The organism is Moritella sp. 36, assembly GCF_018219415.1.
GTDB lineage: Bacteria > Pseudomonadota > Gammaproteobacteria > Enterobacterales > Moritellaceae > Moritella.
Genome location: NZ_CP056120.1, coordinates 3944970 through 3970049 on the forward strand (window position 1 = coordinate 3944970; position 25080 = coordinate 3970049).

The window sequence follows — 25080 nt, forward strand, 5'->3', positions numbered from 1 at the left end:
TTGTCGTCAACGGTTTAAGCATTGTGATATTAAATCACTTTAGACTTCTAAAACCTCTTACAAGCATTTAATGTGTCGGTACTACCTACCGCCACAAATTATTTAAGCTGCTATCCTCAACCCTTCATTGTGAATATTGATAGCAGCGTTATGATCTCTGTCATGAGTTGCACCACACGAACAAGACCAGTTTCTTATCGCTAATGACCACTCACCTGAATACAGCGAGCCACATTCATTACACATCTTTGACGATGGGAACCACTGGCTAATAGCTGATACTTTACGCCCGTACCAATCCGCTTTATATTCTAATTGCCTTACTATTTCACCGAAATTAGCATCGTGGATATGTTTAGATAGCTTACGGTTCTTAACCATATTTTTGACTTTCAATGACTCGATCCCTATCACTTGGTTTTCGTTTATAAGTGTCGTCGTCATTTTATGGGTAAAGTCTTTACGGCAATTTGCTATCTTTTCGTGAATCTTAGCAAGGGTCAATTTTTGTTTATTGAAGTTGTTAGAGCCTTTTTTCATTTTGGCTAATCTGCGTGATGCCTTGGCGAGTTTTTTCGCGTATTTATTGGTTAATCGTGGATTATTGAACTTTGTTCCGTCCGAACAAATCGCTAAGTCTTTAATACCGACATCAACACCGACGGTCTTATTCACGACTGGTAGCTGCTTAACATCTTCTTTTACAAGCATTGATACAAAATATTTACCTGATGTTGTCTTTGATACCGTTAATGAGCTGGGTGTACCAGTAAACGGCCGTGACCATTTAATCTTTAATGCTTGCTTCATTTTGGCGAGTATTAGTAATTGCTTGTCCGCGCTCCATTTGAAGCCGTTACTCATATAGCTAGCAGATTGATTACCGTGTTTATGTTTAAACTTAGGATAACCAAAACCTGATTTAAAAAATGACTTAAAGCCTTTATCGAGATGCTTTAGTGATTGTTGCAATGGCACGCTAGAAACAGCTTTCAACCATGAAAAGTTGGGATTTTTTTTAAGCTGAGTGAGGTTTTTACTCCAATCGTTATAATTGGTTTTATTACCCAATTCGTATTGCGCTTTAGAGAAGCCAAGCGCTGAATTGTAAGCGAAACGAACACAACCAAATGTATGAGCAAGTATTGTTACCTGCTCATTGTTTGGGTAGAACCTGTATTTATACGCAATAAGTTTCAATTTTCAGCACCTTACATGACTGTATATATACACAGCACTAAGTTCTAAACTTAGACTCTATGTGCAAATATGTCAATATTAGTAACAAAAAAAAGTGCTTATTGCTACGCAATAATGACTTACATCACCGCCCTAAAGGACAGTGTTTTTCGTCAAAGGTGATAAAAAATAATTTAGTGAAACCTTATTCCGTCACATTTATATGGTCCATAATTAAATGGGTTTAAACCTTGTTTCGCATTCAATTAACCACAGGGTTTGTTATATAGACAAGATTAAACAAGGAAGGATGATGGATAATACAATTAAAACAATCGGTCTCAGTGGCACATGTTATTGGTGTACAGAGGCTATCTTTTTATCTTTGCACGGAGTGACAAAAGTAGAACAAGGTTGGCTGTCTTCCGTTGGTGAACACGACTGGTTTTCAGAAGGTATTATTGTTACTTACATGCCCGAAGTCATCAGCTTAAAAAATATAATTTCTATTCACTTACATACTCACAGCAGTACCAAAATCCATTCGATGCGAGCTAAATACCGGAGTGCTGTATATGCAATGGAACCCTACCAAATGACCGAAATAAAACACAACCTCGCATTACTCCAAGATGAATTTGACACGCCATTAATCACTCGCGCTTATACATTTAACCAATTCAAACTGTCTGACGAATCCATTCAAAACTATTACTACAGCGATCCAAAACGGCCATATTGTAAAAACATCATAACCCCAAAATTAAAAAGATTGTTCGATAGCCATGCCCATTTAATGAACAAAGACAAATTACCAATAAGAGCATAATAAAATCATATTGCTTTCATGAATATAATTGACAGTGTTCACAATATAAAGATAACCATGTGATATTACTCAAAAATATCGACTGACGTTATGGTAAGACGTTAAGGATATACTAATATCGAAAAGTCGAAGCTAATAAATATTGTTCCAGTTTTGGTCGTGGATGAAATGCCTAAAATACCGTCAACGATAGAGACCAAGCTACCTATTATTTAATGGTCGACGACTTTACTATACCTTTCATTGTACACTCAGGGTTTTAATAATGTTAATTAAGGAACATAAACATGAAAATTAAAATATTCTTAACCTTCATATTGCTTTCATTTCAGTCATTTGCCGCAGACACATTTAATGTAGTGAGTGACTTATCATCGGTAAGTTTTGCCACGATTAAAAAACAATTTGTGGTTGAACCAGCAACCATCAGTGGACTAACAGGCAGCTTGGATGAACGCGGTAAATTTGAAGTTAAAGTGCCAGTAGTAAATGTAGATACTGGTGTTTCAATCCGTAATGATCGCCTTAATTCACTATTCTTTAACTCTGCAATAAATCCAACCATTGCGATTAACGGACAATTTGAATTAGCCACTTTTAAGCAAGATATCGGAAAAGCGATTGTACCTGCCGCTGTTTCTTTCTACGGTAAGACAAAGACATTTAACTTTCCTGTTATCATAACTAAAACCAAGAATGCCATCACTGTCAGTTCGTACGCCCCCGTTATCGTGAGAGCCAGTGATTTTAGTATCCCAACAGAAAACTTAACCAAGCTTTCAGCTACGGTCGGTGGTCTTGCCCTTTCAGATATTATTCCATTAAATATTAATCTGGTATTTAAAAAATAATTATTAATAACAAACTCTTGAACCAGATTGAGGCTTGTTGAAATAAGCCTTAATCATTAAATCTAAACAGTGACTACGATAATCGCTTACCCCCTTCCAGTCCTTCATATTTAAACTGACTGTCTCATATATTGCTTCGGTGGTCTGCCTAACGTCTTCTTAAAAAAGGTAATAAAGGCACTGACTGACTCATAGCCTAAATCTTCTGATACCCGCTGTACCGATTCATTTGATGACAATTTTTGCAATGCCATGACCAGATGAAGTTGCCCACGCCAACGTCCAAACGTCATACCTACCTCTTTCTTCACCAATCGAGAAAATGTTCTTTCACTCATTGCAAATAGCGACGCCCACTCCCCAACTGTTTTACGATCCGCGGGATTAGCCAATAACAGATGAGCAATCTTATTAAGTCTCGGTTCTGCGGGGATAGGAAAATCAAAGTGCTCTTTCGGCATACAGATCAGTTCATCAATCAATACTTGCGTGAGTCTCACGGTCGCGTCATCAGATGCATAGTCCTGATTCTTACTTGCCAAGCTAATAATAAGTTCGCGTAGTAACGGAGAGATCGATAGTGTGCAACTTTTATCGGGTATGCCGGGAATATCAGGATCAACAAATAACATACAAACATCTGAACTTAACGAGATATGATTACTGTGTAGCACTTGGCTTGGGATCCATACAGCGCAATTTACAGGAACCATCCATATAGCGTCCGCAATTGAGCAACGGACAAAGCCTGTCAACGGCATCACTAACTGACACTTCACGTGTTGATGAACTGGCATTTCCTGACCACGTTCAAAACTTGAAGTACGTAATGCATTGACACTTTCTACGTATCTGTCTGAATCAAAATCTAAAGCGATATTAGGTAATGCCATATACTGTCCGAATTTAGCAATAAAATGTCAATGTACACAAATTCAGCATGATTGAATAGAGATAATATAGTGGCATAGCTTCAAGAGGACAGAAATATGTCACATAAGAATACACGTAATATTGTTCATCCCGTACTGGTTATTATCGGTATTTTACTGATTTCCAGTAACCTCCGAGGCCCAATAACCGGCATTGGACCAATTTTAGAGTTCATCTCTAACGATCTTGCTTTATCCGCAACACAGGCAGGTATGCTAACCACATTACCATTGCTCGCCTTTGCTATTTTTTCACCGATATCATCGGGGTTAGCACGCAAGATAGGACTCGAACCATCATTAATGCTAGCACTACTCGCCATCACCAGCGGTATTATCATTCGCTCTGCAGGCTCAACGCTCACCCTGTACTTAGGAACTTGTGTCATCGGTATCGGCATTGCGATAGGTAATGTACTCTTACCTAGCCTGTTAAAACGCGACTTTCCTAATAAAGTACCCACATTAACCGCTATTTACGTATTGGTGATGGGCGTTGGCGCAAGTATCAGTTCTAGTACAACAATCCCGATGCTTCATCTGGCTGATACACTTAATGTTACCGTCATCCCAAGTTGGGCATTCGCATTAGCTGGTACAATTATACTTCCGGTGGTAACCATGTTGATTTGGTTACCACAAATGAGCAGCCACACTAGACCAACCCTTGATACCCCCGAAATTGACAGTCATAGCTACCTGTGGCGCTCTGCGGAAGCGTGGCAAGTTTCAGGGTTCTTGGCTTTGAACTCATTTATTATGTATGCCTTTATCGCCTGGCTACCCAGTATTTTGATTGATAATGGCTACTCTGAACATCAGGCGGGTTATATCCACGGTATCCTGCAACTCGCAACTGCAGTACCCGCTATCGTACTGATCCCATTAATGGCAAAACTAAAAGATAAACGCTCACTTAGCTTAACAATGACGATTCTCGCATTCATTGGTATTGTTGGATTACTCATGATGCCCCAATACGCTATTATCTGGGTGATGATGTTTGGTTTTAGCTGTGGGGGTGGTTTTATTCTCGGTTTATCATTTGTAGGTCTACGGACCCATGATGCGCATCAAGCCGCTGCATTGTCGGGGATGGCGCAGTGTATAGGTTACCTATTTGCAGCAACTAGCCCAATAATTTTTGGTTCACTGCATGAAATGACTGGAAGCTGGGATATACCATTAATTATCACAGCTAGCATGAGTATTATATGGACAGGCTTGGCTACACAAGCAGGTAAACCCAAGATCATCACTCAAGCGATCACATCTAGCTGATGCTAACCTTGGTTGGTGCTTTAACGTCGTGATAACGGAAGCAATCGGTGGTGTGCTCGTTGACCATACCGATTGCTACATCAATTCATAACAAGTTGTTAGTTCTGTAAATTAGCAGCCACTCGTTGTAACGGTAAATTCTTGAATTGAACTGGTATGACGGTACTCTGCATAACAAAGATCATTCATTAAATTACCCGTACCATAACCGATACGCGAATGACCATTGTCTTCATATACGCTAACGTCAGCATGAATCGCTGTTCTTGTCGTATTATTTTTAGTTACGTGGTCAGGAGTTCCTAACGCAAGAAAGGTTTCAATAAAGTAAAGGTTTGGCGTTGTGGCTTCACTTTTAGTTTCCGGGTATCCACGATAAAACTGATAATTACCATACTCAGTTTTGATTGTTTCATTATCACCCAATATATCTTTAATTTGCGCTTTCATATGCAGTAGCTTTACTGTTTCCTGAAGGCTACCGTAAAAGCTTTCAACCGCTGCTTTTTTCGCATCGCCACGTAAATCAATAAAACGAGGGATCGCAGCGGCTGCAAGTACGCCAAGAACAATAATAGTAATAACTAATTCTATGAGTGTAAAACCGTTATTTCTTTGTGAATGAATAAAATCCATTTTTTGTCTCTGCTAAATTTTAAACGGTTGGCACTATAACATAACTAGTGCCGCCCACTTTATTAAAATACAGGTTAAAAAATGAATTGGTAAAGGAAGCCAGCTCCTACAGCCATCCCTAAAATCACGAATAAGAATGCGGCGATCATCTGGTTTTTAAAGATAGATTTAAGTAAAATAACTTCCGTTAAACTCGCGCCAGCACTACCAATAATTAACGCCATTACCGCACCTAGACTCATGCCTTTTGCTGCTAACGCTGCACTTAATGGAATTACAGCTTCCGCACGAATATACAGTGGAATACCAATGACGGCTGCAACAGGAATTGCAAATGGATTATCTTCACTAGCAATACTAGCCACAAATTCTGTCGGCATAAAACCATAAATTATTGAACCCAGTGCGATGCCACCGATTAAATAAGGTAATACCTTCTTAAAGTCAGTCCATGTAGTTAGCCAAATTTTCTTCCACTTGCTTATCGGTGCTTGTTTTCCGCCACAGGTAGATGCACACCCTTGCGACTTTCCTACAAGTGCAGGTTCAATATACGCTTGTGGCTTGACATATTTTTCAAAACCGAGTTTTTCCAAGGTATAACCCGCAATAACGGATACCCCCATTGCGATGGTAAAGTAAAAAACTGTAACTTGAATACCAAAAGTGGCAGCAAACAGGCCGATAATAATGGGGTTTAATAACGGACTGGCAAACAAGAACACCATCATAGTACCGAACCCAGCTTTAGCACGTAACAAACCTTTCAAAAAAGGAATTGTTGAGCATGAGCAGAACGGCGTGATAGCCCCTAGCAAACCAGCAAGGATATAGCCCTTGCCGTACTTACCACTCAAGAGACTTTGGATCTTGGCTGGCGGAATATATTCTTGCAATACACCCACAGCATAACTAATAAGTAAAAAAAGTACCGTTAACTCTGCGGCTAAGAAACCAAACATTCCTAAGGTATCCATCACCATTTCTTGTGTAATGTTAAACATAACCGAAATCTCTATATTTCTAGAATATTGGAAATATAGACTTGAAAATAAATTATGTCAAGGATATTTCTATAAATATGGAAATATAAGATGTGTGAGCATCAACCTAATGCTAAATGATACAGTCTTAGTTGGCGCTTTATTCTTTCGCTTAAAACATTAATGCGAACCGGTTTAGTAATGTAATCATCAGCCCCTAAAGCAAGTGAGTTTATTTCAGCTAACTCAGTATCGTAGGCAGTCACCATGATGATTGGGCCATCAAAAAACTGCTCTTTTAAAGTTTTAAGTATACTTAAGCCTGAAGTGTGTGGAAGCTGTATACCTAAAAGAGTAAGTTTAGGCTGAGCTTCAATAATAAACTCCACAGCACCATCACCAGTATCAAAAAAATCGATATTATAACCTTCTATTTCAGAAAGAAAATAATACAACATTTCTCGAAACTGCGGGTCATCATCTACGATCACAATGTCTAACATATACTTCCGATTTCTTTTATTATGCATATATCTACTGAAGAAATAAATGTAGAGTCATTATTATCTTTTTCTTCCATTTTAAATAAACACCTATAGTTATATTTATATTCGAGCATAATTATTAATGTCCGTATATATTATATACTTATAAAAGCACCCATTTATATGTGTTTTTATTATTTATTTATTATTTATTTATTATTTATTTATTATTTATTTATTATTTATTAGGAGCACATTCATCAATATATACGAACTACCGACATTAAATAGTTAATTTAAATAGATAACAAAAACTAACTAATTCTGCTTTGATGTTTTATTATTATACATTTTATGATCTATATCGCGTAATAACGCCTGCAATGATATCGTTCTCCCACGCCTCAATGAGATACCAGCGGATACAGAGATATCAAGCTTTTCACCCGTTTCTTTAATACTGAAACTGAATCGCTGTAAACGCGTAAATGAGTCTGAAACTTCAGGTACTATTTTATTGAGGGTAAGTACAAACTCATCCCCACCGATACGATATGCTTTTCCAGGCCAATAACGTTGAATGTGTTGAGCAAGTGCGACAAGCACCAAGTCTCCTACATGATGACCATAATTATCGTTAATATTTTTGAAATTATTAATATCCATATAGACAAAAACACACTCACTTTGAACCCCTGATTTGAATCTACGAGTAAGTGCTCGTCGATTGCCTAGTTTAGACAATGAATCTGTAGTCGCTTGAATATATAGATAATACGTAAATAAAAGTAAAAGTATAACAACGCAAGCAAAAGATAATTGAGTCAATCGTATGTATTTTTTCTCAGCTAACAAAGCAGACTTCCAATCAGGTTGCAGCCCATGAAAGTTGACTATGTGCTTCACATTCACAAGAGGAAGCGCTTCAGAAAACAGCATCGCGTAATCTTTCCCCAGCGCTGTACGTTGGAAGGCCATAGATACAACCGCATTGATTTCGGTTGATATCGATTTAACTTGAGACACAGGCAGTATTCGTCGCTCTTTTGTCATTAAATTATTAAAATTACCTTCACCAATTGGGATGTAATCTACATCTCCATTAAGCAAAGCTTCAACCATTTTATCTTGGCTTGAAAATCTATATATAGGTTTTTTAGGTAATCGCTGTGTAATAACATCTTCGAAGTAATCTGCCTCTACAACGCCTATCCGCTCACCAACTAATTCAGATAGTTGTTGATATTGATTTGTCTTATAACCAGCACGACTGATCAATAGTAAATTAGGTTTATAATACGAGTCACTAAAATAAAATTTATCTTTACGAGAATCAGTAATAACCATGGCCGCTAACATATCAATTGATTTTTTTTCTAAGTCATTATAAATATCAGCCCAAGGTTCATCTACACCATTAACTAATTGGCACTTAAACCCTAATATAGAGCAAGCCCTATTAACAAGAGAAAAACTCAATCCGTTGATTGGGACTATTCCATCTTGTTCTAAATCTTCAACTTTAAATTGGATGACATGATTGGTATCCACACTACTACTCGCGAGTTTTTCCCGAAGCGACTTTAGTCTAACATCGTACTCATTTTTATTAATAATATTCGCGACTTGATGCTGTAACTTATTTTCACTGAGCAGACGGTTAATCTCATCAAGTCGAGCGGCATTTTTTCCATGTTTAGTCGCAATCGAAACGGGAATAATATCAAAAAAACTTGATACTCTCTCTGCTTTAAAACCTTTTTTAAGTGCAACCTCAAGCATCCCTGAATTGCCAATAACGGCATCTACATCGCCATGCTGAAGATAATCAAATGCAGAATCAATATCCTGATAAGTGGCAAAAGACTTGTTATAAAACTGTAATTTTAGAAAATCATGATATGTTGACCCACTGGGTGTTAAAAATTTATTAACAGTTGATTTATTAAATTTATTTTTTGTGAAAATGTACGATAAATCGGTATGCACAGGGGCTGTAAAATCCAGAAAAGACGATCTTTCAGATGTATATGTAATATCAGCAGTAAAATCCAAATACTCTGTATTCAACAAATACAATATATCATCGTAGCTTTCATAATAATGAAAATCAAAATCAATTAATAATTTATCTGATATTTTTTGGAAAATAAACTCACTAATTTTGTCTCGTTTAACAATACCCACATCATAGGTTTCTCTTTTTGCATAAGCACAATTAACCTCTATTAGTAAAGTTAAAAATACAAAAAGTAAATTTTTCATAACACATCCAAATTAAATTTATAACTGCACATTTTCAGTAAAATCTATCTTTTCTATTGGCTTTGGTCTCGAAAAAAAGAATCCTTGTGCAGTATTAATTTGTTCTTTTTTCATCAATTCAACTTCACATTGTTTTTCAACACCTTCGACAACTATTTTGGCGCCTAGCGTTCTTACAATCTGGCATGTTAACGAGAACAGTTCCGCCCCTATTTTATTATAAATATTCATTGTTAGCGTGCGATCAATCTTAACGATATCAAATGTGTATTTAGACAAATAACCTAATGATGAATAACCAGAACCAAAATCGTCTAAAGCAATTTTAACCCCCAAAGCTCTAAACTTTTTAATTGTTTTAGCTGTATTAAACTCATCTTTAATCAATACATCTTCGGTTATTTCTAAAATGATACTAGAAAAAGGGACTTCCACCTTTTCAACTTCTTCTTTTACAGCATAAAAAAAATCTTTTCGAATAAATGTCACTGGTGATACATTAATTGAAACTGTAATGCCAAATTCCTTAATGATCGTCGCGGTTTCAGTCAATGCCCGATGCAATACCCAAAAGTCGAGTACTGAAGCCAATCCCACTTTATTAAAATCATCTATAAATGTTGGTGGTGTTATTTTACCCTGACGATCTCTATGTCGAATCAATGCCTCGATAGACACAATATTTTTAGTGATAAAATTATATTGAGGCTGATAAAATAATACAAAGTCCCCACTCCTTTGCAGTTTATTAATACGATTCTGAGCGAGAATATTCTGATTCATTGCTGGTAACATGCCACCTATCGATTTACTTTCGTCCAATTTATCATAATCAAAATAGTTATCCGAAATAGACTTGGAATACACAATATTTGCCATTTTTATACTATCCATCCGACGAAAAAATGGGTAGTAGATAAAAATACCGAGAATGACAATGACCGCTTGTAACACGACGGCGTTCATATCACCATCTGTAGATAAATAGCCACTGTATAATGTCGGTGTCATCCAACTAATTGGAATCGTAACAGGAGTGACTAAACCTAGTGTCGTCACTAAATAGGCAAGAGACAGAGATAATATGGGAACCATAATAAAGGGAATGATTAAAATTGGATTAAACATGACAGGTAAGCCATATATAACTAATTCATTAATATTAAAAAAACTAAATATTAATGACACAGCACCAAGTCGACGATAACCTTTATTTTTTGTTAATAACATACAGATAACTAAACTCAACGAATTTCCAGCACCACCTATCGACGCATAAGCGGTCAAAAAAAGGCTATTCATAATATGCACAGAATCGCATTGAATGTCAGTAATCGCTACCGAATGGCTGCAATCAAGACCTGCAGAAGAACCAGAAAGTACAGCATGGCCATTCATGCCGATGAACCAAAGCAGATTCCGACTTGTTTCTAATATAAGCGCATTAAATATAGGGTTAATATCATAATGAATAAACCAATTCACTGTTTCAGTCATCACGAAACAAGACAAGTAGAATGCAGGAAGCCCTATGATGACAATCACTAATAAAGTGATGCCAACAAGGTTTATCGACGGATCTATCACTGAGGGTAGTTCAGAGCGCATAAACCATTTTTTGCTCTGAATATAAAAGATAAGTTTAGAAACAAATACTGGAATTAATACGGCCATAAAAAATGGGATATTCATATTAAGCAACGCAGTGCTGTCTATCACTTTACACGTTTTACATATAATTAAAACGATCACTAAAGATGAAGTGATTACCAAAATGCGCGATACACCTTCTTTTTTAGAAAGAAATAAAGAAAAATAAGTCAATAATAATACTGGATATAGCGAGCGTGTACTTTCGGAAACAAGTTCCATAAACAAGCTAAACCGATGAAATTCCCCCCCCGCAAAAAAAGACGATAAAACTTCACATAATGCTGAAATAACTGGAATTGGTAACAACATAATAAACGTATTACACAGTCCTCGTAAGTATATATTTTTTGACAATTCTTCAAAAGTGTTATTAATCATTCTATTAAACATGGTTATTTTTCATCATTACTGTTGTCTCGGTATTGATTATAAGTTAGCATTTTCGCCAATTATCATAATCATAAAATCACTAGGGCTTATAGGCTTTGAGTACTTCCATCCCTGTACTTTATTTACGCCAAGTTCAATAACAAGCGACTCATCCTCCTCATTCTCTATCCCTTCAAACACAATATCATCACTAAAATTTCTTATTTCTTATTTCTTATTTCTTTAATTAAATTTTTAACCGACCTCTTGAACTTGTCATTGTTATGCATTGCATTAAACAAACTTCGATCTAATTTAATACAGTCAAACCTGAACTCACTGAGCAGTATCATCGATGAGTTACCGGTAGTGAAATCATCTAATGAAATTTGCACACCAAAATCATTTCTTATTTCTGTAATAAAACTAATAACCGCATTTTTATGCTCTGATGCTATTGATTCAATAATTTCTAGTTCCAAATTTTTGATCATGTCATTTTCAGTCAATATCGCTCTGAATTTTTTCTTAAACGTCTCACAAGCTATACTTTCAGAACTCACATTAACCGAAAAAACAACATCATAAATGTTATTTATCTTAATGAAATCTATCGTTTTTTCTAAAATCAGATAATCTAACTCTGGTACTCTTCCGCATTTTTCTAAATAATTTACAAATACCGCGGGAGAGTAATGCTGTCCATTTACATAGAGGCGAGCGAGGGCTTCAGCACCGTATATAACACCTAATTTCAGATCGAATTTAGGCTGAAAGTTAACACTAAAACTTTTGTATTTTAACGCTTGAGTTATAACCTCTTTAATTACATTTTTATTGATGTAATCTTGTACTTCTTTTGAATTTTCGTAAGAATAAAATAAAGCGCCATCATTAAGAGAGTTAGCATACATAGCTTCAGTACTTGCTATCAGGTCTAATTTAATATCGCAGGTCATTTTTTTACACCACAATTAAATATCACCTTTTGCTTCTCTGAGTTATTCTTCAATACCCCCAATCTGTATTCGAGAATTTCTACTGAGCTATTTTTTGAAAAGACAACAAAGTGATCACCATAAAGCCTGAATATTTTATCAACCTTAGGAAAACTATTTACAAGAATGCTTGAGAAAGTCTTAATTACGTTATTAGCATATTCAACGCCTTCTACTTTCTTAATACTTTCTAAATTCGATATACTAATATAAGTGATATAATTATAACTTTTTTTCTTATGATACTTTTTCATCAAGCTCGAATTTAATAGTTTTGTGAGGGGGTCAACAGTCACTTTTTTATAAACAAAATAAAGATAAACAACGAAAATTATAGATAATATTATATAAGAATAAAAATCTCTTAATCTCAATTCCTTTTTACCGTCAATGACAGACTGTAAAGTAAGCTCTCTAGCATGTTTATCGACTGCAACATACCCTGTGTTATTGGATATCTCGATGAGTGAATTTAGGATTGACAGTAAGGCTTTGCTGTCTGGATGCTCTTTAGGTACTAAAAATACAACAGATTTAAAACTCAGCTGTTCTTCAGTAAAGTTTAACCCTGGGTTCTGCGCGAGTAACAGCTTCCCATCTAAATTTGTCGAAATAAATGCATCAATACCACCTTGCATAAAGTATTCGACCATTTCTTCTTGATGTAAAAACTCTATATATTTTTTTGACGGAGAACGCAGGTCACTTGGCATCTCTTTCATTATACCAATTCGTTTTACATCATTAATGTCAGTGTTTTTGAACAGTACAATACGAACCAACCCTAAACTATTAGTTGGCCACCTATCGCTCAATTTCTCTTTATCGTATATAGCCATCTTTACGTCATCGCCATATAATTTAAAGCAGCTATCATCATGGCAATCTTGATCAATAAGATTAATGCCATAGATCTCATCGGCAAGATTTTTATACTTGTTGAATATCAACAGGTTGTTATATTTATCGGCATAAAAAGGAAATAAGTGAAAATCCATTAATACATTAATATCATTACCATTCTGTAACGTTGCATTCGACAATGACAAATACTGATTATTAAAGCCGATAATTTCTTTCTCCAATTGAGTTTTATCGATACCTTCGATAATCTCATTTATCACTGGCAATAATATGTCACTTTTGCTTTTTATAACCGCAATATGGCTGCCCATAATTTCCGATATCGGCATTTTAAAACCGTGGTAATTTGTAATATGAGAACTACCCGACACAAATAACGGTTCTTTGTTCAAATCAGAAATAGATCCCACTAGCTTTATATTATTTTCAAACCCTATTGATTCTAAAAAAGCTTTGGTCATTTCAATCCAAGCAGAACCTTTAAGTGTCGCTATTGACTGACCTGATTTCAGGCTATTCGTTAACGAGTTACTGCTTACTATATAGGGAGCTTCATCGCTAACACTTATTGAATAGTCTAAATATTGATTTCGTTCTTTACTCTTAGCAAGATCAAAAATCAGATCTACTTTCCCACTCTTAGCCAATGCAAGCAATTCAGCTAGGGGCTTTTGAATAATGAGGGTCTCAACGCCTAAACAGCTTTTTAGTGGTTTTTCTATAATTTTATAGGCAAAATCGCCATTCGCAATTTTTCTTGTGTATAGGCTACCGCTTACAACACCAATTTTGATTGCTTCATTCTGATAAGGAAGCATACCTGTTACAGCATGTTTGGTGCTACAAGTAGCATAAGAGGGAGTTATAAAGATAAGAAAGAATAGTGGGAAAAAGTAATGTTGTTTGAATATAAAAGAAATCGACTTCATCATAAGGGTTTCACTCTCCACTACTCTTAACTTACTAGACCAAGTCTATGAGTATATCGAGATTAACCCTTTCAAACTTTAAGTAAACTTAAGTAATCTTAAGTAAATGTAAGTAAACCCAAGTAAACCCGAGCCTGTCGAGTGTTAATAAAGATAAAACTGAGTTGCGTCAATACAAGCACAACTCTTATTAACCGCAGTTAGAGTTCTGTTAACTCAATATCTACGCGCCTATTTTTTTCACGCCCCTCTGAAGTATCATTGTTAAATTCAGGCTTTTTTTCACCTTTTGAATCTAGCAATATCCCCTGAGAATTAACACTATTTTCGATCAGGTATGTCTTCACGCTTTCAGAACGCTTTATACCGAGTTCATAGTTATAGATGTCCCTACCGATAGAGTCGGTATGACCAGTCAATTGTAAACCAGTATTTGAGTCTTTCAGGCTACTCGCTAACTCATTTAAAATGTGTCGACTTTCGCCTGTTAACTTGTCTTCATCAAAAGAAAAGTTAACTCGAGCAAAAATATCGCCACTACCCTCAGTAAAATTAAGACCACTATTTCTATATAAATATTCAGCGCACTCTTCTTTTAAGCCCGAATCACGGAAGCTCTCTTTCATGCGTTTCAACACATAGTCAGTCTCGCTGCTAGCCTTAACTAACATCATTTGACCTTGCTTTTCGTGGACCGTATTTACCTCGCCCATGTGAACACCTAGTTGATATTCTAGCTGCTCACTAGAGCAGTAAGAGATAAATTCGTTTTGTTTCATTGCCTTTGCATAGGCACTTGTACAAGCTGATAATATTAATAACGACAACACTATTTTAGATTTCATATATTCCCATTCATTCACTGTTACTTTAGATGACCGATTTCTTCAGATATTAGCTCTAGGATCCTATCTAATATGTCTTGTTCATTTTCGGCTTTATAAACATTATCAACGCCAACACACCTCGCTAGCTCTACATTTTTTTCTAGATCATAACCAAAACCAATAACGGCCAACTTAGCCGAGAAATTTTCACCCTTCTCGTTTTTTCCTTCTGAAAGCCCCTTCTTGATTATTTGACAGTAATTGAGATCATTTAATGCCTTATGCCGAATAGACGGATAACCATCACTATCTTTCCCATCTGAAAGCACAATGAGCAACCGTCTTGGATTTTTACCCGTTTTTAACATCCGAGCACCACTGATTATCCCTTCGTAAGAGGCGGTCCCTTGCTTTGCACCAAACCAATTAATATGATTGCGAAAACGGTTATAATCGTTAGTTAATGGTATGTTGTAAAATTGGGCATCGACCCAGCCGGAATTCCGAGCTGGATACCAAATCCGACTTATGGTCGTATACGCATTATCAATATAATTATAAAATCTATCCCCTCTTCTATTTCTGGTATAAGTGTTAAACGGGACAATACCAACCGTATTATTTCCATCGGTAATAGCATCAAACTTTTCTATTTCATCTACAATGCCTCTCATTACACTTTTAAGAGCCCTAACTTTTACCTTGCCATTCCAATCATTTGTCATAGAACCTGAAAAATCGGTAACGAACACCACATCAACGGTTTTATTCACATATTTTCGCGCTTTTGCTGCATGCCCAACTGTAAACGTATCACCAAAGCCGACAATAGATTCATTACCAGGAAACCATGTAACGAGTTTCGTTTTAGCCTCGATGCTGTACTCGTTAAAACGGTTCTCCCCTGTATCTAACCCTGCAAGACATTCGGGTATATCATGACATGCTAATTTACTAATTTTTAGGTCTTGGGGTAATATCGTATCCTGATTATAAAAATAGTTTGAAATAACACGAGTAGCGATATCCCTATTTACTTTTGAACCAGCACCATCAAAATCTACATCAGTGTTATCAGCATTTTTTGCTGCGATTGTTAAAATAGCAACTTCCGCGGCATCCCCTAACCGTGCTTTACTCTGTAAAGCACGCACCCCGTCAGTCGCCAGAGCAAAAATACCAAACAAAACAGGAACTATCATTACAAACAGTAATGCTGCATGCCCTTGTTGGCGCTTATAATATGCTTTCATCATTATCGGCCTATCATTATTGCGCTAGATGATACGGTATTAAACTCTTCACCTATCAACGCCCCAAACCAGTTTTCAGTTCTGTAAACCATGGTAACCCGGTATATGCTCGCTCTGCGTCCCCAACTCGTCATCACAGCCAAGTTTGTCAGAGTATCCATGTCGATACTCGGCGTAATTGGTTGAGTTCCTTCAGGAAATGAAACAACAGCCGACTCATCCCTACTGTTAAATTGCAACGCTTCTATACGCATACCCCATAGGTTGCCATCAAAATTCAGTGAGGTTCTGCGCATACTTTGCTCTGCAATCGTATTTAGAGTACTGGTTTCAGCCTTTGATAGTGTGTAACTGTCGTTGTAGAACTGGGTACGCTCTTTAAGAATGTTGGCCACAGAATAACTTAATCGGTCAAGCTTTCCCTTCAGCGATAATTTAACAATCACATCAGCACTAAATATAATAAGGAAGGAAAAAGCGACACCAACAATTGCAAATTCAACGGTGAAATTACCTTTTTGTTTATAATTTAAATTCATCGCGCTCATATTCCTGTATCACAATTGATTCTCGAACTAAGAGTTGATCATCACTTAAAAAATAGTTAAACATCGGGTTATAGTTATATTCGACTCGGTATATTGCAATGGCACTATTAACCTCGATACCACATTCTCTAAATTCATCTTCACCTGGCCTGCAAACCGACGTGATATTCCGAAGGTCATTCAAACTAGCAATATAGTGAACAGACACTTTAAACTTACTCGTGTCTAGAAATTGCGACCAGAGGGTGTTATTGCTTTTTATACTTTGCCGAAACTGATTCATATAGCCATCTTCATCTTTCTTCACCGACCGAGAAGATTCAGCCAATGCTAAGTCGGTTAATCCAGATATATAAGACACATAGCTCATTTCAACCCAAACACAAACTAATAACCAAAATGGAAATAGCCCGAGAACAAACTCTATGGTCGCTACGCCATTCTGGGTCCTTAATGCTTTATTCATATAGAGGTCTCACGGTAGGGGTTTCAGTTCGATTAATGCGGTGACGATGTCGTCTATTTCATCTTGCGAATAACTTGAAGTTAAAATACTTCTAACAGCATTCACATCATTAATTTGAGAGAAAGCAATGATCAAGTTAGCCTTTATTTTAATATCACTTGGATCTTTAGTATAAAGTGGCATTAAACGTGTAATTGAAGCCTGTGGATTTCCTTCAAGTAAATCTAAAACAGCTAAGTTGTTTTGAATAATAATATCGTCATGAAAATGTGCTCTCGCACGATTAAAATAAATTCTTGCTTGCGCATAATTATTATTCTCGGCATAAATCAGCCCCATTAAGTTTTCAATCTCAGGGTTTACGCCAACTTTCTCTATTATTTCTTCACATGTACGTAATGCATTATCAAAATTTTCACTTTTATATAATGCTTTTGCCTTTATCTCTAATATATCGATAGAGACTTCACCTTGTTTCAATAAAGGCGCTAACGTAAACAAGCTTGATTCATAGTCATCAATCGATAAGTAAGCATTCGCCAACTTAGTTCTGAGCATGTCATTCTCTTCCGCCTTTAACTCGGCCTTATATAGCTCAATCATTTTGTGATTATTTTGAGTTTGTTCATAAAAATCGAGTGAATTGGAGATCGAATCATTGTTATTAGCGGCACAACCTGAAACGAGCAGTATCAATATAAAAGTCAAATATCTATACACTTTGCACTAACCTCATAATACCCGGGGCCGCGATTAAGATAACAATCGGAACCATAATAAATAAAATCAATGGGATTGACATTTTTGCAGCCAACTTACCAATTTTCTCTTCCATGCCTAACATTTGCAGTTCACGTATGTCTTTCGCCAGCGTCGTTAAAATACTGTATATAGACGTGCCATATCTAAGACTCTGTTTAAGGGTGACGACAAAGCTGCGCATTTCATTGCTTGGTACTAACTCATACAGCTCATCTAATGCTTTTTCTAAACTTACAATCTTTGAACGATCATTGGTTTTATCAAGGAAATAGCTGATATCTCTGTCAAATGAAGCCATCTCCTTAGATAAATAGCGCATAGAAGACTCAATAGTCATACCTGTTTGTATACAAACAGCCATGAGGTCTAATAAGTAAGGTAACTTGTTTGCAATTTTATGACGTAGCTGCTTCGTTCTATAATCAATATATATATCGGGTATAACCACACATATCAGCACCCATACAGCAATAAATACCACATGTTGAGTCATCTCTATCGACTGGTTTAATGATAAAAAGTAATACCCGCACAAACCAATAACAAGCAAAGCATACTTGATCTTAAGATAATGCTCAGCCCAAGAAATATGATAAAAACCTGCAGCCTCAAATGCATTTTTAGTGGTTTTTTTACGATCATTAAGTGCCTTTTGAATCTGAGCTTCAGCCTTTTTAATATAGGGTATGTCCCCTTCATCTGATTTAGCAAAGTTAAGCTTCGACAGCTTGCTGCTACGCCTCCACAAAACAAACGTATAAAAACCAAGTAAGCCCACGCCAGACGTGATTAATATCAGTAATAAGAACAACTCATTTTGACTGCTAAGCATTATTTCACCCCTTTCATTAATGACCAAATGATGGACATACCGATAAGTTCGCTCACCAATACGTAATAAAGAATTGGTTTACCTGAGTCACTAAACATCACAAACTCAAAGTTTTCAGGGCTTAAATATTGCAAGATAAACAGGAATATAAATGGAATAGCGCCGACAATTTTAGCGGAAGCCCTCGCCTCCGATGTCATTGCATATTTCTTTTTTTCTATCGCGTTCGAATCAAAAATTAAACGATTAAGTCGCGTTATAATCTCTTTAAGTTGACCACCACGCTGCATATTTGCACGCAATGTAATGACAAAAAACTGGAAAGTTGGATATGGATAGCGTACACAAGACTTTTGGAAAACCTTATCAGGTGTTTCACCCAGCTGGAGTCGCTCCCCCATCAATTTAAATTCTCGACCGACATCATTGTCTAGCGATTGGCCAACAAAGATAATCGCGTGCATGATACTTTCACCAGCACTCACAGCACTTGCGAGCATATTGAGCGCATCGGGAAAAGAAGCCTCAAAGTTTTTCTTAGCCCTATTTGCAAGCCACGAATAACCAACAACAACAGAGACTATTAACATAGGTACAGAAACAAATAGCCAGTGCACTCGGAAAAAACCTTTGTTCACAAACAGTGATAAAGCGATGATACTAATCATAAACAAAGCAGCTTTTAGAGGTGCAGCTTGTCCAAGATAACGTTTTAGGTTATTTACTAGCCTTACTGTCTTTTGTTTCCAATCTAGAGCTGTCAGCGAGCTAAAATTTAATGCTTGTTGATTTTCGTCCATAGAACTAACCAGCACAGAACGATTTATATGCGCTAGGTATTTTTGTTTATTTTTCTGGTTAGGTTTCAATGCGACTAGCACTAAAATACCACCTAAACAAAGACATAAACTGGCTATCATGCCGTTTCCCCTGCTCTAAATACGGGGTCTCCGACTCTAAATGCAGCAGATAATTTATCCTCAAGGCCAAAAAAGCGCGCCTTTTCCATCAACACAGAACGCTGCATCAAACCAGCAGTAATGAAGTTACCACTCACCTTTCCGCCCGGCCCCTGCGAAGCTTGAGGTTGGAAACGAAATATCTCTTCGAGCACCACATTACTGCCTTCCAAACCGACAACTTCGGTAATACTCATTACTTTTCGGCTACCGTCATGCAAACGGCTAATTTGAATAACCAAATCAACAGCGCTCACAATCGTTCTTCTAATTGCTTCAAGTGGTAAATTATTCGTCGCCATCATAACCATGGCTTCTACACGTGCAAGTGCGTCTCTTGGCGTATTCGCGTGTAGTGTCGACATTGAGCCGTCATGTCCCGTATTCATCGCTTGCAGCATTTCAAACGCTTCGCTACCACGACATTCGCCGACAATGATCCGATCAGGTCTCATACGCAGTGAGTTAATCACGAGGTCACGCTGTGTAATCGCACCATTGCCTTCAATACCAGCGGTTCTTGTTTCAAGTCTTACAACATGAGGCTGTTGAAGCTTAAGCTCGGCTGCATCTTCAATTGTCACTATTCGTTCATTTTCAGAAATAAACTGAGAAAGTGCATTCAGCATGGTTGTTTTACCCGAGCCCGTACCACCTGAAATCAGAATATTCAAACGACAGTGTGCCGCGATCATCAGTAATTGCGCCATTTCTGGTGACATGGCACCAAATTCGGCTAGTTTTTCTAAACCAATACTGCTTTTTTTAAATTTACGAATTGATATAGATGTACCATCAATCGCCACTGGGGGAATAACAATATTCACACGGCTGCCATCAGCTAAACGCGCATCGCAAGTTGGCTGTGATTCATCAACACGTCTTCCCACCCTGCTGGCAATACGTTTTGCGATTTGAAGTAACTGTGCCTCGTCAATAAATGACGCTGCAGAACGCTCAACTAAGCCATTACGTTCAATATAAACCTGGTTCGCACCATTGATCATAATGTCACTGATACTCTCGTCATCCATCAGAGATTGCAAAGGACCTAAGCCATGAATCTCATCGATTAAGTTTTTAACAAATTCAGCTCGAATCAATACAGTTATTGCTAATCCTTGTCGATCAGCCAGCAAATCAATAGCACCCGACAACTGCTTTGCTAGTTGCTCTTTAGTAAGGCTATTAACCGCTTCAACTTCAAGCGCATCGAAAATTTGTAACCTCAAACGGGCATAAACAGACATTTCCATTACGTTCGCCCCTTAAATAACTGCTTAATAGAAAAGGGTTTAGTGACACGACTCTCTTGACCAAGGATCAATCCAGTTAATTTATGGATATTACTAGACAAGGCGCTGTTGAGTTGATAAATATGCTTACCTTCAATAATGTCCTTCGCTGCACTTTTATCAAAACCACATACAATATCAATTTTTTGGCCTAAACACTTCTCGACCTCAGCTCTGCTGATACTGGCTGACATTTCAGGTCGGGTGTAATTCATCACTAAAATACACCGCAGTGGTGAACCAATTCTGTCTAATTCAGAAATAAGACGGCAGGCCTCTCTAACACTCGCCACGCTTGGTTCAATAACTAAAACAAAGATGTCACATTCCTGAGATACATAAAGCAGATCCTTTTTACTATTAACTGAACGTGAAAGATCTTCTAGAATAAAGTTGTTCTGTTTTGCTAATTCGGTTGCAAAGATACGAATATATTCTTTCAACTCAAGTTCATTCAGCTCGGCGGATTCAATAGATAATACCGACAGCATATCGTTAACTTTTCTCGTCATGCTTGTTGCATAACTAAAGTCCATTCCAGCCGTCATCCCCCCTTTCTGAACCATTCTTTTTTCAAAGTCAGGAATACCTAAAAATATATCAATATCACCACCAGAAAAATTATGATCGACGATCACGCATGAACTATTTTTTAAGTCACTTAGGATTAAACCAATTTCACTGGTTAACAAGGTCGTCCCTAAACCACCTTTAGAGCCCCAAACTGCCACTTTTTTAGCGATTCTATTCTTGCCAAGCCCAGCTTGTTTTTTACGATTTTCATAAACATGTTTTACAAAGTCGACAAGCTCAACTTTTGTAATTGGCCAAAATAAATAATAAAACCCCATCTGCTTTAGATTTCGGATTGTCGATATCGCATCCTCACTACCAATTACAATAACAGAGGCATGATTGGGTAGTAGGTGTGAGATCCTTTCCATATCTTTAGTGACATTTTGACTTCGGTTAAGATCAACCAGCACCACTTCTATAGAGGATTCTCTGACATGGCGACGAATATTTTCATCGGTATTCTCGATACTCGCTGGCGTAGTAATACCTTCAAAACGAAAGGCTTCTTCTACTAACTCTTTACACTCTACCGTTTGGTTAAATAAAACCGCCGAAAAAGTATCTTCATGCTTTACCTTTTCATCATTTTTTGATTTGAGTAGATCTACAATATCAAGCATTACAAAGCCTTTGATGGACGAGTATCCATTTCAAATTGATTCAACATATTTTCGGGATTACTCATTAACTGCCAACGCATAGAATCGATCGTACAACCTAATTGATTATGATTAAAATCACCTAATTGAGCAGGACGACAAATGGGTACTGTCACTTGATGTCGCGTTACCCTAATAACATAATCAAAACGCTGCTTGATAGGCTGCTTAACACGGGCAATGCTTATCATAGAGGCCTCTATACCTTGTGCATGCAATTTAGATTCAACTTTTTTAGCAAATTTGTACGCCGTATTATTACTGACATACATTTCTATATGACCAAACAAGATGTTATCTTTTTGCTCGACAAGGAACGAATCAAGTCTTTTTTTTGCATCTAGACTTTTACTTTTGTTCACGTTTAGCGACAATGAATAATGTATTGGTGTGATATCGACGCCAATACCACTCGTAACATCGGCGCGGTCAGCGCAAGCTGTCAAAAACAAAATACTACTAACAATCAATACCTTAATGTATTTCATAGTTTAAACCCTCCGTTTGACAACAACTCTTTAGTCCATTTAGCACTCTCAACCGAAAATTCCTGTTCCACAGCAAAGAAACGGCTTAGGGTTGTAGTTCTACGCATCGTCGGAAGTTGAATTTGCTCTGCGCTGATAGGCTTAACAAGATTAACAGTTGCAACAATAACGAGTTCCGTTTTATTACGCTCTGTCTCCGTCTTCCTAAATAGCGCACCTAATAGCGGGATCTCCGCAAGTAAAGGCACTTTTTTTAATACTTCTTTATCTTCAGTGCTCATCAGTCCACCAAGTAAAAAGCTCTGGCCATCACCTAATTCAACAGTAGTGCTTGCTTTACGTGTTTTAAGTGCAGGTAAATCATATGTACTATCAGCAAACTGAGTATCTAAATTACTAACTTCAGGCTCAAGAGATAGTCTGATTTTACTGTCTTGCAGTACTTCAGCAGAGACAGTGAGTTTGATGCCATATTCTTTATATGTGACTCTCGTTCCACCATCTTCATAGAAAATCACAGGTAGCTCACCACCGACCAGAAATTCAGCCGACTCACCAGAAATCACAGACAAATTAGGCTCAGCTAATATTTGTCCCACCGAGTCATTACCAGTCGCAGAAAGCCAAGACACAATATCCGAATTAGTCCCTGTGGCTAAGTTTTTCAAAAATTCGCCAGCCGTGAAATTTGCATTTAATATTGAGCCATATTCGACACCGATATGTTCAAGGAAAGTATGTGAAACTTCTGCAATCGATAACTTAACATTTACTTGTTTGGTTACCGCCAACTCAAGTTCATTCAATAGACCTGGGTACGTTTTTTTCTTTATTTTATTCTGTGTATCGTATACTGCTATATTTCCACTATTAGACGCATTTATTGACTTTGATACAAGGTTCAGAATCTTATCTAACACGTCCTGAGAAGATACAATGCCTCGCACCAACACCTGTGTATCCACATTCGTCAGTGTCACCTTTTGCGCAGGAAATAATTTACGAATTTTGTTTCTGATACTGGCAAGATTACGAGCAACCACTATTTTGTAATTAAGTATGATCTCTCCATCTTCGTCAAAAATAACAAGATGTGTTTGACTACGTTTTTTGGCATAAATAATGGCTTTGTTCTTATCAATAACTTGGTAATCAGCCACACTTGGATCGCTAACAAATATAGTGCCAATTTCACGCTTGGTTGTTACTGTATGCGCATCACCATTATCGATATAAATCCATTTTTCCGCATGAGCAAGGTTAGGCAGTGTGAATAAGCATAATGCGGTCAATATTCTAAATAGAAGCTGCATATTTAATTTTATATTTTTCATTTATTTTATTACCACATGATTAGCACGCATCTCAGTAACGGATTTGAAATCTGGTAATACATCACCAGCATCCGCCTTTAGATCACCGGCGGTATAATCCCCGATTGATTTATGTACCTCTATTTCAGCAATTCGCTTCGCAACGGTTACCTTAGCAACTTGCTTTCTTGTCAATTCTAATATGATGTCAACATTGGTAGGTACATCTTCTAACTCGCTGTTGTCGGTAAGCACTTGCTCTACAACTTTAAGAATTTTGATGTTTAAAAGCACCGGATTAACACCGATCATTCTTGCCGTCTTTGATGCAGCAGCGCCGAATTCGATGCTCATACGTGACTGAGGTAATGTTAGCGCTACCAAATCCACACGCATGCCATGACGAATGGCACCGCCAACAACAGCTTCAGCCGGTACACGTAATACATAAGGGACACGGTCTGGAGCTAACACTAGCTCGATGTATCCTTGGTCTTGTGGAGATACCAGCATGTCAGGAAATAACAAGGTACTTTTACTGAGCTTCTGACTATAAACAGCACCAGACGAAAAATTGATACTCATCTCGGTATCAACCCCATTTTTATTCGCTTCTGCTTCGGGTAAATACCGAACTTCAAAATCACTACGCTTTACAATGTCACCACGCTCAACATCGTTTTTTAACCACCAGGTCTTTAGCTTTTCGACATCTGTGTCTTGGACTAATGCTTCGATAACGGGAATATTGGTTTCCGGACGACTTAAGCTACCAGCAATACCATATAAACCGATGATAATTAACCCGATAGCAAGGCTTAAAATGAGTTTAGACTTCACACAGCGTT

At 37.2% G+C, this 25080-nt stretch carries 24 protein-coding genes; 3 read left to right on the plus strand and 21 right to left on the minus strand.

Annotated elements, in window-relative coordinates:
* Positions 1-102: 102 nt before the first annotated feature.
* The gene (locus HWV03_RS17410) at positions 103-1200 is read right to left on the minus strand and encodes an RNA-guided endonuclease TnpB family protein (RefSeq protein ID WP_211677026.1); all 1098 of its coding nucleotides are present in this window, start codon (positions 1198-1200) and stop codon (positions 103-105) included.
* Positions 1201-1492: 292 nt separating this feature from the next.
* On the opposite strand from HWV03_RS17410, the gene HWV03_RS17415 reads away from it, so the two are divergent.
* Together HWV03_RS17415 and HWV03_RS17420 are read left to right on the plus strand one after the other, a co-directional pair.
* Positions 1493-2008 carry a peptide-methionine (S)-S-oxide reductase gene (locus HWV03_RS17415; protein WP_211677027.1) on the plus strand — a complete coding sequence of 172 codons (516 nt, stop codon included), beginning with the start codon at positions 1493-1495 and terminating at the stop codon, positions 2006-2008.
* 287 nt (positions 2009-2295) lie between these two features.
* Positions 2296-2859 (plus strand): YceI family protein, encoded by a 564-nt coding sequence (locus HWV03_RS17420; protein ID WP_211677028.1) that lies wholly within the window; start codon positions 2296-2298, stop codon positions 2857-2859.
* A 110-nt stretch (positions 2860-2969) separates the two neighbouring features.
* On the opposite strand, the gene HWV03_RS17425 is transcribed toward HWV03_RS17420, so the two are convergent.
* A complete protein-coding gene (locus HWV03_RS17425) occupies positions 2970-3656 on the minus strand; it encodes an AraC family transcriptional regulator (protein WP_211680299.1) in 687 nt (228 codons plus the stop codon).
* A 192-nt stretch (positions 3657-3848) separates the two neighbouring features.
* Here HWV03_RS17425 and HWV03_RS17430 point away from each other — a divergent pair, with 192 nt between their 5' ends.
* Positions 3849-5072 (plus strand): CynX/NimT family MFS transporter, encoded by a 1224-nt coding sequence (locus tag HWV03_RS17430; RefSeq protein ID WP_211677029.1) that lies wholly within the window; start codon positions 3849-3851, stop codon positions 5070-5072.
* A gap of 111 nt (positions 5073-5183) precedes the next feature.
* Here HWV03_RS17430 and HWV03_RS17435 read toward each other — a convergent pair whose 3' ends face one another.
* From HWV03_RS17435 to cpaB, 19 genes are all read right to left on the minus strand, one after another.
* Positions 5184-5708 (minus strand): type II secretion system protein, encoded by a 525-nt coding sequence (locus HWV03_RS17435; RefSeq protein WP_211677030.1) that lies wholly within the window; start codon positions 5706-5708, stop codon positions 5184-5186.
* 74 nt (positions 5709-5782) lie between these two features.
* Positions 5783-6712: a permease gene (locus HWV03_RS17440; protein WP_211677031.1), complete on the minus strand. Its 930-nt coding sequence runs from the start codon at positions 6710-6712 to the stop codon at positions 5783-5785.
* A 101-nt stretch (positions 6713-6813) separates the two neighbouring features.
* Positions 6814-7194, minus strand: coding sequence for a response regulator transcription factor (locus HWV03_RS17445; RefSeq protein ID WP_211672755.1), 381 nt, complete (start codon positions 7192-7194; stop codon positions 6814-6816).
* 300 nt (positions 7195-7494) lie between these two features.
* Positions 7495-9441 (minus strand): GGDEF domain-containing protein, encoded by a 1947-nt coding sequence (locus tag HWV03_RS17450; protein ID WP_211677032.1) that lies wholly within the window; start codon positions 9439-9441, stop codon positions 7495-7497.
* A gap of 18 nt (positions 9442-9459) precedes the next feature.
* Positions 9460-11484, minus strand: a complete 2025-nt coding sequence (locus HWV03_RS17455) for an EAL domain-containing protein (protein WP_211677033.1) — start codon at positions 11482-11484, stop codon at positions 9460-9462.
* A gap of 200 nt (positions 11485-11684) precedes the next feature.
* Positions 11685-12422 carry an EAL domain-containing protein gene (locus HWV03_RS22635; RefSeq protein ID WP_255546898.1) on the minus strand — a complete coding sequence of 246 codons (738 nt, stop codon included), beginning with the start codon at positions 12420-12422 and terminating at the stop codon, positions 11685-11687.
* Positions 12419-14257 carry a diguanylate cyclase domain-containing protein gene (locus HWV03_RS17460; protein ID WP_255546899.1) on the minus strand — a complete coding sequence of 613 codons (1839 nt, stop codon included), beginning with the start codon at positions 14255-14257 and terminating at the stop codon, positions 12419-12421. The genes HWV03_RS22635 and HWV03_RS17460 overlap by 4 nt, the downstream gene beginning before the upstream one ends.
* Before the next feature lie 197 nt (positions 14258-14454).
* The gene (locus HWV03_RS17465) at positions 14455-15099 is read right to left on the minus strand and encodes an OmpA family protein (RefSeq protein WP_211677034.1); all 645 of its coding nucleotides are present in this window, start codon (positions 15097-15099) and stop codon (positions 14455-14457) included.
* Between the two features lie 20 nt (positions 15100-15119).
* Positions 15120-16337: a vWA domain-containing protein gene (locus tag HWV03_RS17470; protein ID WP_255546900.1), complete on the minus strand. Its 1218-nt coding sequence runs from the start codon at positions 16335-16337 to the stop codon at positions 15120-15122.
* Complete coding sequence (gene tadF / locus HWV03_RS17475) at positions 16337-16873, minus strand: tight adherence pilus pseudopilin TadF (RefSeq protein ID WP_211677035.1); 537 nt, start codon at positions 16871-16873, stop codon at positions 16337-16339. The genes HWV03_RS17470 and tadF overlap by 1 nt, the downstream gene beginning before the upstream one ends.
* Complete coding sequence (locus tag HWV03_RS17480; protein ID WP_211677036.1) at positions 16857-17348, minus strand: TadE family protein; 492 nt, start codon at positions 17346-17348, stop codon at positions 16857-16859. Before HWV03_RS17480 ends, tadF begins: the two co-directional genes overlap by 17 nt.
* 9 nt (positions 17349-17357) lie before the next feature.
* Positions 17358-18056 carry a tetratricopeptide repeat protein gene (locus HWV03_RS17485; protein ID WP_211677037.1) on the minus strand — a complete coding sequence of 233 codons (699 nt, stop codon included), beginning with the start codon at positions 18054-18056 and terminating at the stop codon, positions 17358-17360.
* 4 nt (positions 18057-18060) lie between these two features.
* Positions 18061-18942: a type II secretion system F family protein gene (locus HWV03_RS17490; RefSeq protein ID WP_211677038.1), complete on the minus strand. Its 882-nt coding sequence runs from the start codon at positions 18940-18942 to the stop codon at positions 18061-18063.
* Complete coding sequence (locus HWV03_RS17495; protein ID WP_075471055.1) at positions 18942-19862, minus strand: type II secretion system F family protein; 921 nt, start codon at positions 19860-19862, stop codon at positions 18942-18944. The genes HWV03_RS17490 and HWV03_RS17495 overlap by 1 nt, the downstream gene beginning before the upstream one ends.
* Complete coding sequence (locus tag HWV03_RS17500) at positions 19859-21157, minus strand: CpaF family protein (protein ID WP_211677039.1); 1299 nt, start codon at positions 21155-21157, stop codon at positions 19859-19861. Before HWV03_RS17500 ends, HWV03_RS17495 begins: the two co-directional genes overlap by 4 nt.
* A complete protein-coding gene (locus HWV03_RS17505) occupies positions 21157-22392 on the minus strand; it encodes an AAA family ATPase (protein WP_211672762.1) in 1236 nt (411 codons plus the stop codon). The genes HWV03_RS17500 and HWV03_RS17505 overlap by 1 nt, the downstream gene beginning before the upstream one ends.
* Positions 22392-22919, minus strand: a complete 528-nt coding sequence (locus HWV03_RS17510) for a hypothetical protein (protein ID WP_211677040.1) — start codon at positions 22917-22919, stop codon at positions 22392-22394. Before HWV03_RS17510 ends, HWV03_RS17505 begins: the two co-directional genes overlap by 1 nt.
* Complete coding sequence (locus HWV03_RS17515; protein WP_211677041.1) at positions 22916-24253, minus strand: type II and III secretion system protein family protein; 1338 nt, start codon at positions 24251-24253, stop codon at positions 22916-22918. The genes HWV03_RS17510 and HWV03_RS17515 overlap by 4 nt, the downstream gene beginning before the upstream one ends.
* Positions 24254-25072 (minus strand): Flp pilus assembly protein CpaB, encoded by an 819-nt coding sequence (gene cpaB, locus HWV03_RS17520; protein WP_211677042.1) that lies wholly within the window; start codon positions 25070-25072, stop codon positions 24254-24256.
* Positions 25073-25080: the final 8 nt, after the last annotated feature.

Excerpts from the sequence above, each read along its gene's own strand:
- tadF (WP_211677035.1), bottom strand. The coding sequence starts at position 16,873 with ATGAATTTAAATTATAAACAAAAAGGTAATTTCACCGTTGAATTTGCA.
- HWV03_RS17420 (WP_211677028.1), top strand. The coding sequence starts at position 2,296 with ATGAAAATTAAAATATTCTTAACCTTCATATTGCTTTCATTTCAGTCA.
- HWV03_RS17440 (WP_211677031.1), bottom strand. The coding sequence starts at position 6,712 with ATGTTTAACATTACACAAGAAATGGTGATGGATACCTTAGGAATGTTT.
- HWV03_RS17480 (WP_211677036.1), bottom strand. The coding sequence starts at position 17,348 with ATGAATAAAGCATTAAGGACCCAGAATGGCGTAGCGACCATAGAGTTT.
- HWV03_RS17500 (WP_211677039.1), bottom strand. The coding sequence starts at position 21,157 with ATGGAAATGTCTGTTTATGCCCGTTTGAGGTTACAAATTTTCGATGCG.
- HWV03_RS17495 (WP_075471055.1), bottom strand. The coding sequence starts at position 19,862 with ATGATAGCCAGTTTATGTCTTTGTTTAGGTGGTATTTTAGTGCTAGTC.
- HWV03_RS17505 (WP_211672762.1), bottom strand. The coding sequence starts at position 22,392 with ATGCTTGATATTGTAGATCTACTCAAATCAAAAAATGATGAAAAGGTA.
- HWV03_RS17465 (WP_211677034.1), bottom strand. The coding sequence starts at position 15,099 with ATGAAATCTAAAATAGTGTTGTCGTTATTAATATTATCAGCTTGTACA.
- HWV03_RS17435 (WP_211677030.1), bottom strand. The coding sequence starts at position 5,708 with ATGGATTTTATTCATTCACAAAGAAATAACGGTTTTACACTCATAGAA.
- HWV03_RS17430 (WP_211677029.1), top strand. The coding sequence starts at position 3,849 with ATGTCACATAAGAATACACGTAATATTGTTCATCCCGTACTGGTTATT.
- HWV03_RS17515 (WP_211677041.1), bottom strand. The coding sequence starts at position 24,253 with ATGAAAAATATAAAATTAAATATGCAGCTTCTATTTAGAATATTGACC.
- HWV03_RS17510 (WP_211677040.1), bottom strand. The coding sequence starts at position 22,919 with ATGAAATACATTAAGGTATTGATTGTTAGTAGTATTTTGTTTTTGACA.
- HWV03_RS17450 (WP_211677032.1), bottom strand. The coding sequence starts at position 9,441 with ATGAAAAATTTACTTTTTGTATTTTTAACTTTACTAATAGAGGTTAAT.
- HWV03_RS17490 (WP_211677038.1), bottom strand. The coding sequence starts at position 18,942 with ATGCTTAGCAGTCAAAATGAGTTGTTCTTATTACTGATATTAATCACG.
- HWV03_RS17415 (WP_211677027.1), top strand. The coding sequence starts at position 1,493 with ATGGATAATACAATTAAAACAATCGGTCTCAGTGGCACATGTTATTGG.
- HWV03_RS17445 (WP_211672755.1), bottom strand. The coding sequence starts at position 7,194 with ATGTTAGACATTGTGATCGTAGATGATGACCCGCAGTTTCGAGAAATG.
- HWV03_RS17470 (WP_255546900.1), bottom strand. The coding sequence starts at position 16,337 with ATGATGAAAGCATATTATAAGCGCCAACAAGGGCATGCAGCATTACTG.
- HWV03_RS17455 (WP_211677033.1), bottom strand. The coding sequence starts at position 11,484 with ATGTTTAATAGAATGATTAATAACACTTTTGAAGAATTGTCAAAAAAT.
- HWV03_RS22635 (WP_255546898.1), bottom strand. The coding sequence starts at position 12,422 with ATGACCTGCGATATTAAATTAGACCTGATAGCAAGTACTGAAGCTATG.
- HWV03_RS17425 (WP_211680299.1), bottom strand. The coding sequence starts at position 3,656 with ATGCCAGTTCATCAACACGTGAAGTGTCAGTTAGTGATGCCGTTGACA.
- HWV03_RS17460 (WP_255546899.1), bottom strand. The coding sequence starts at position 14,257 with ATGATGAAGTCGATTTCTTTTATATTCAAACAACATTACTTTTTCCCA.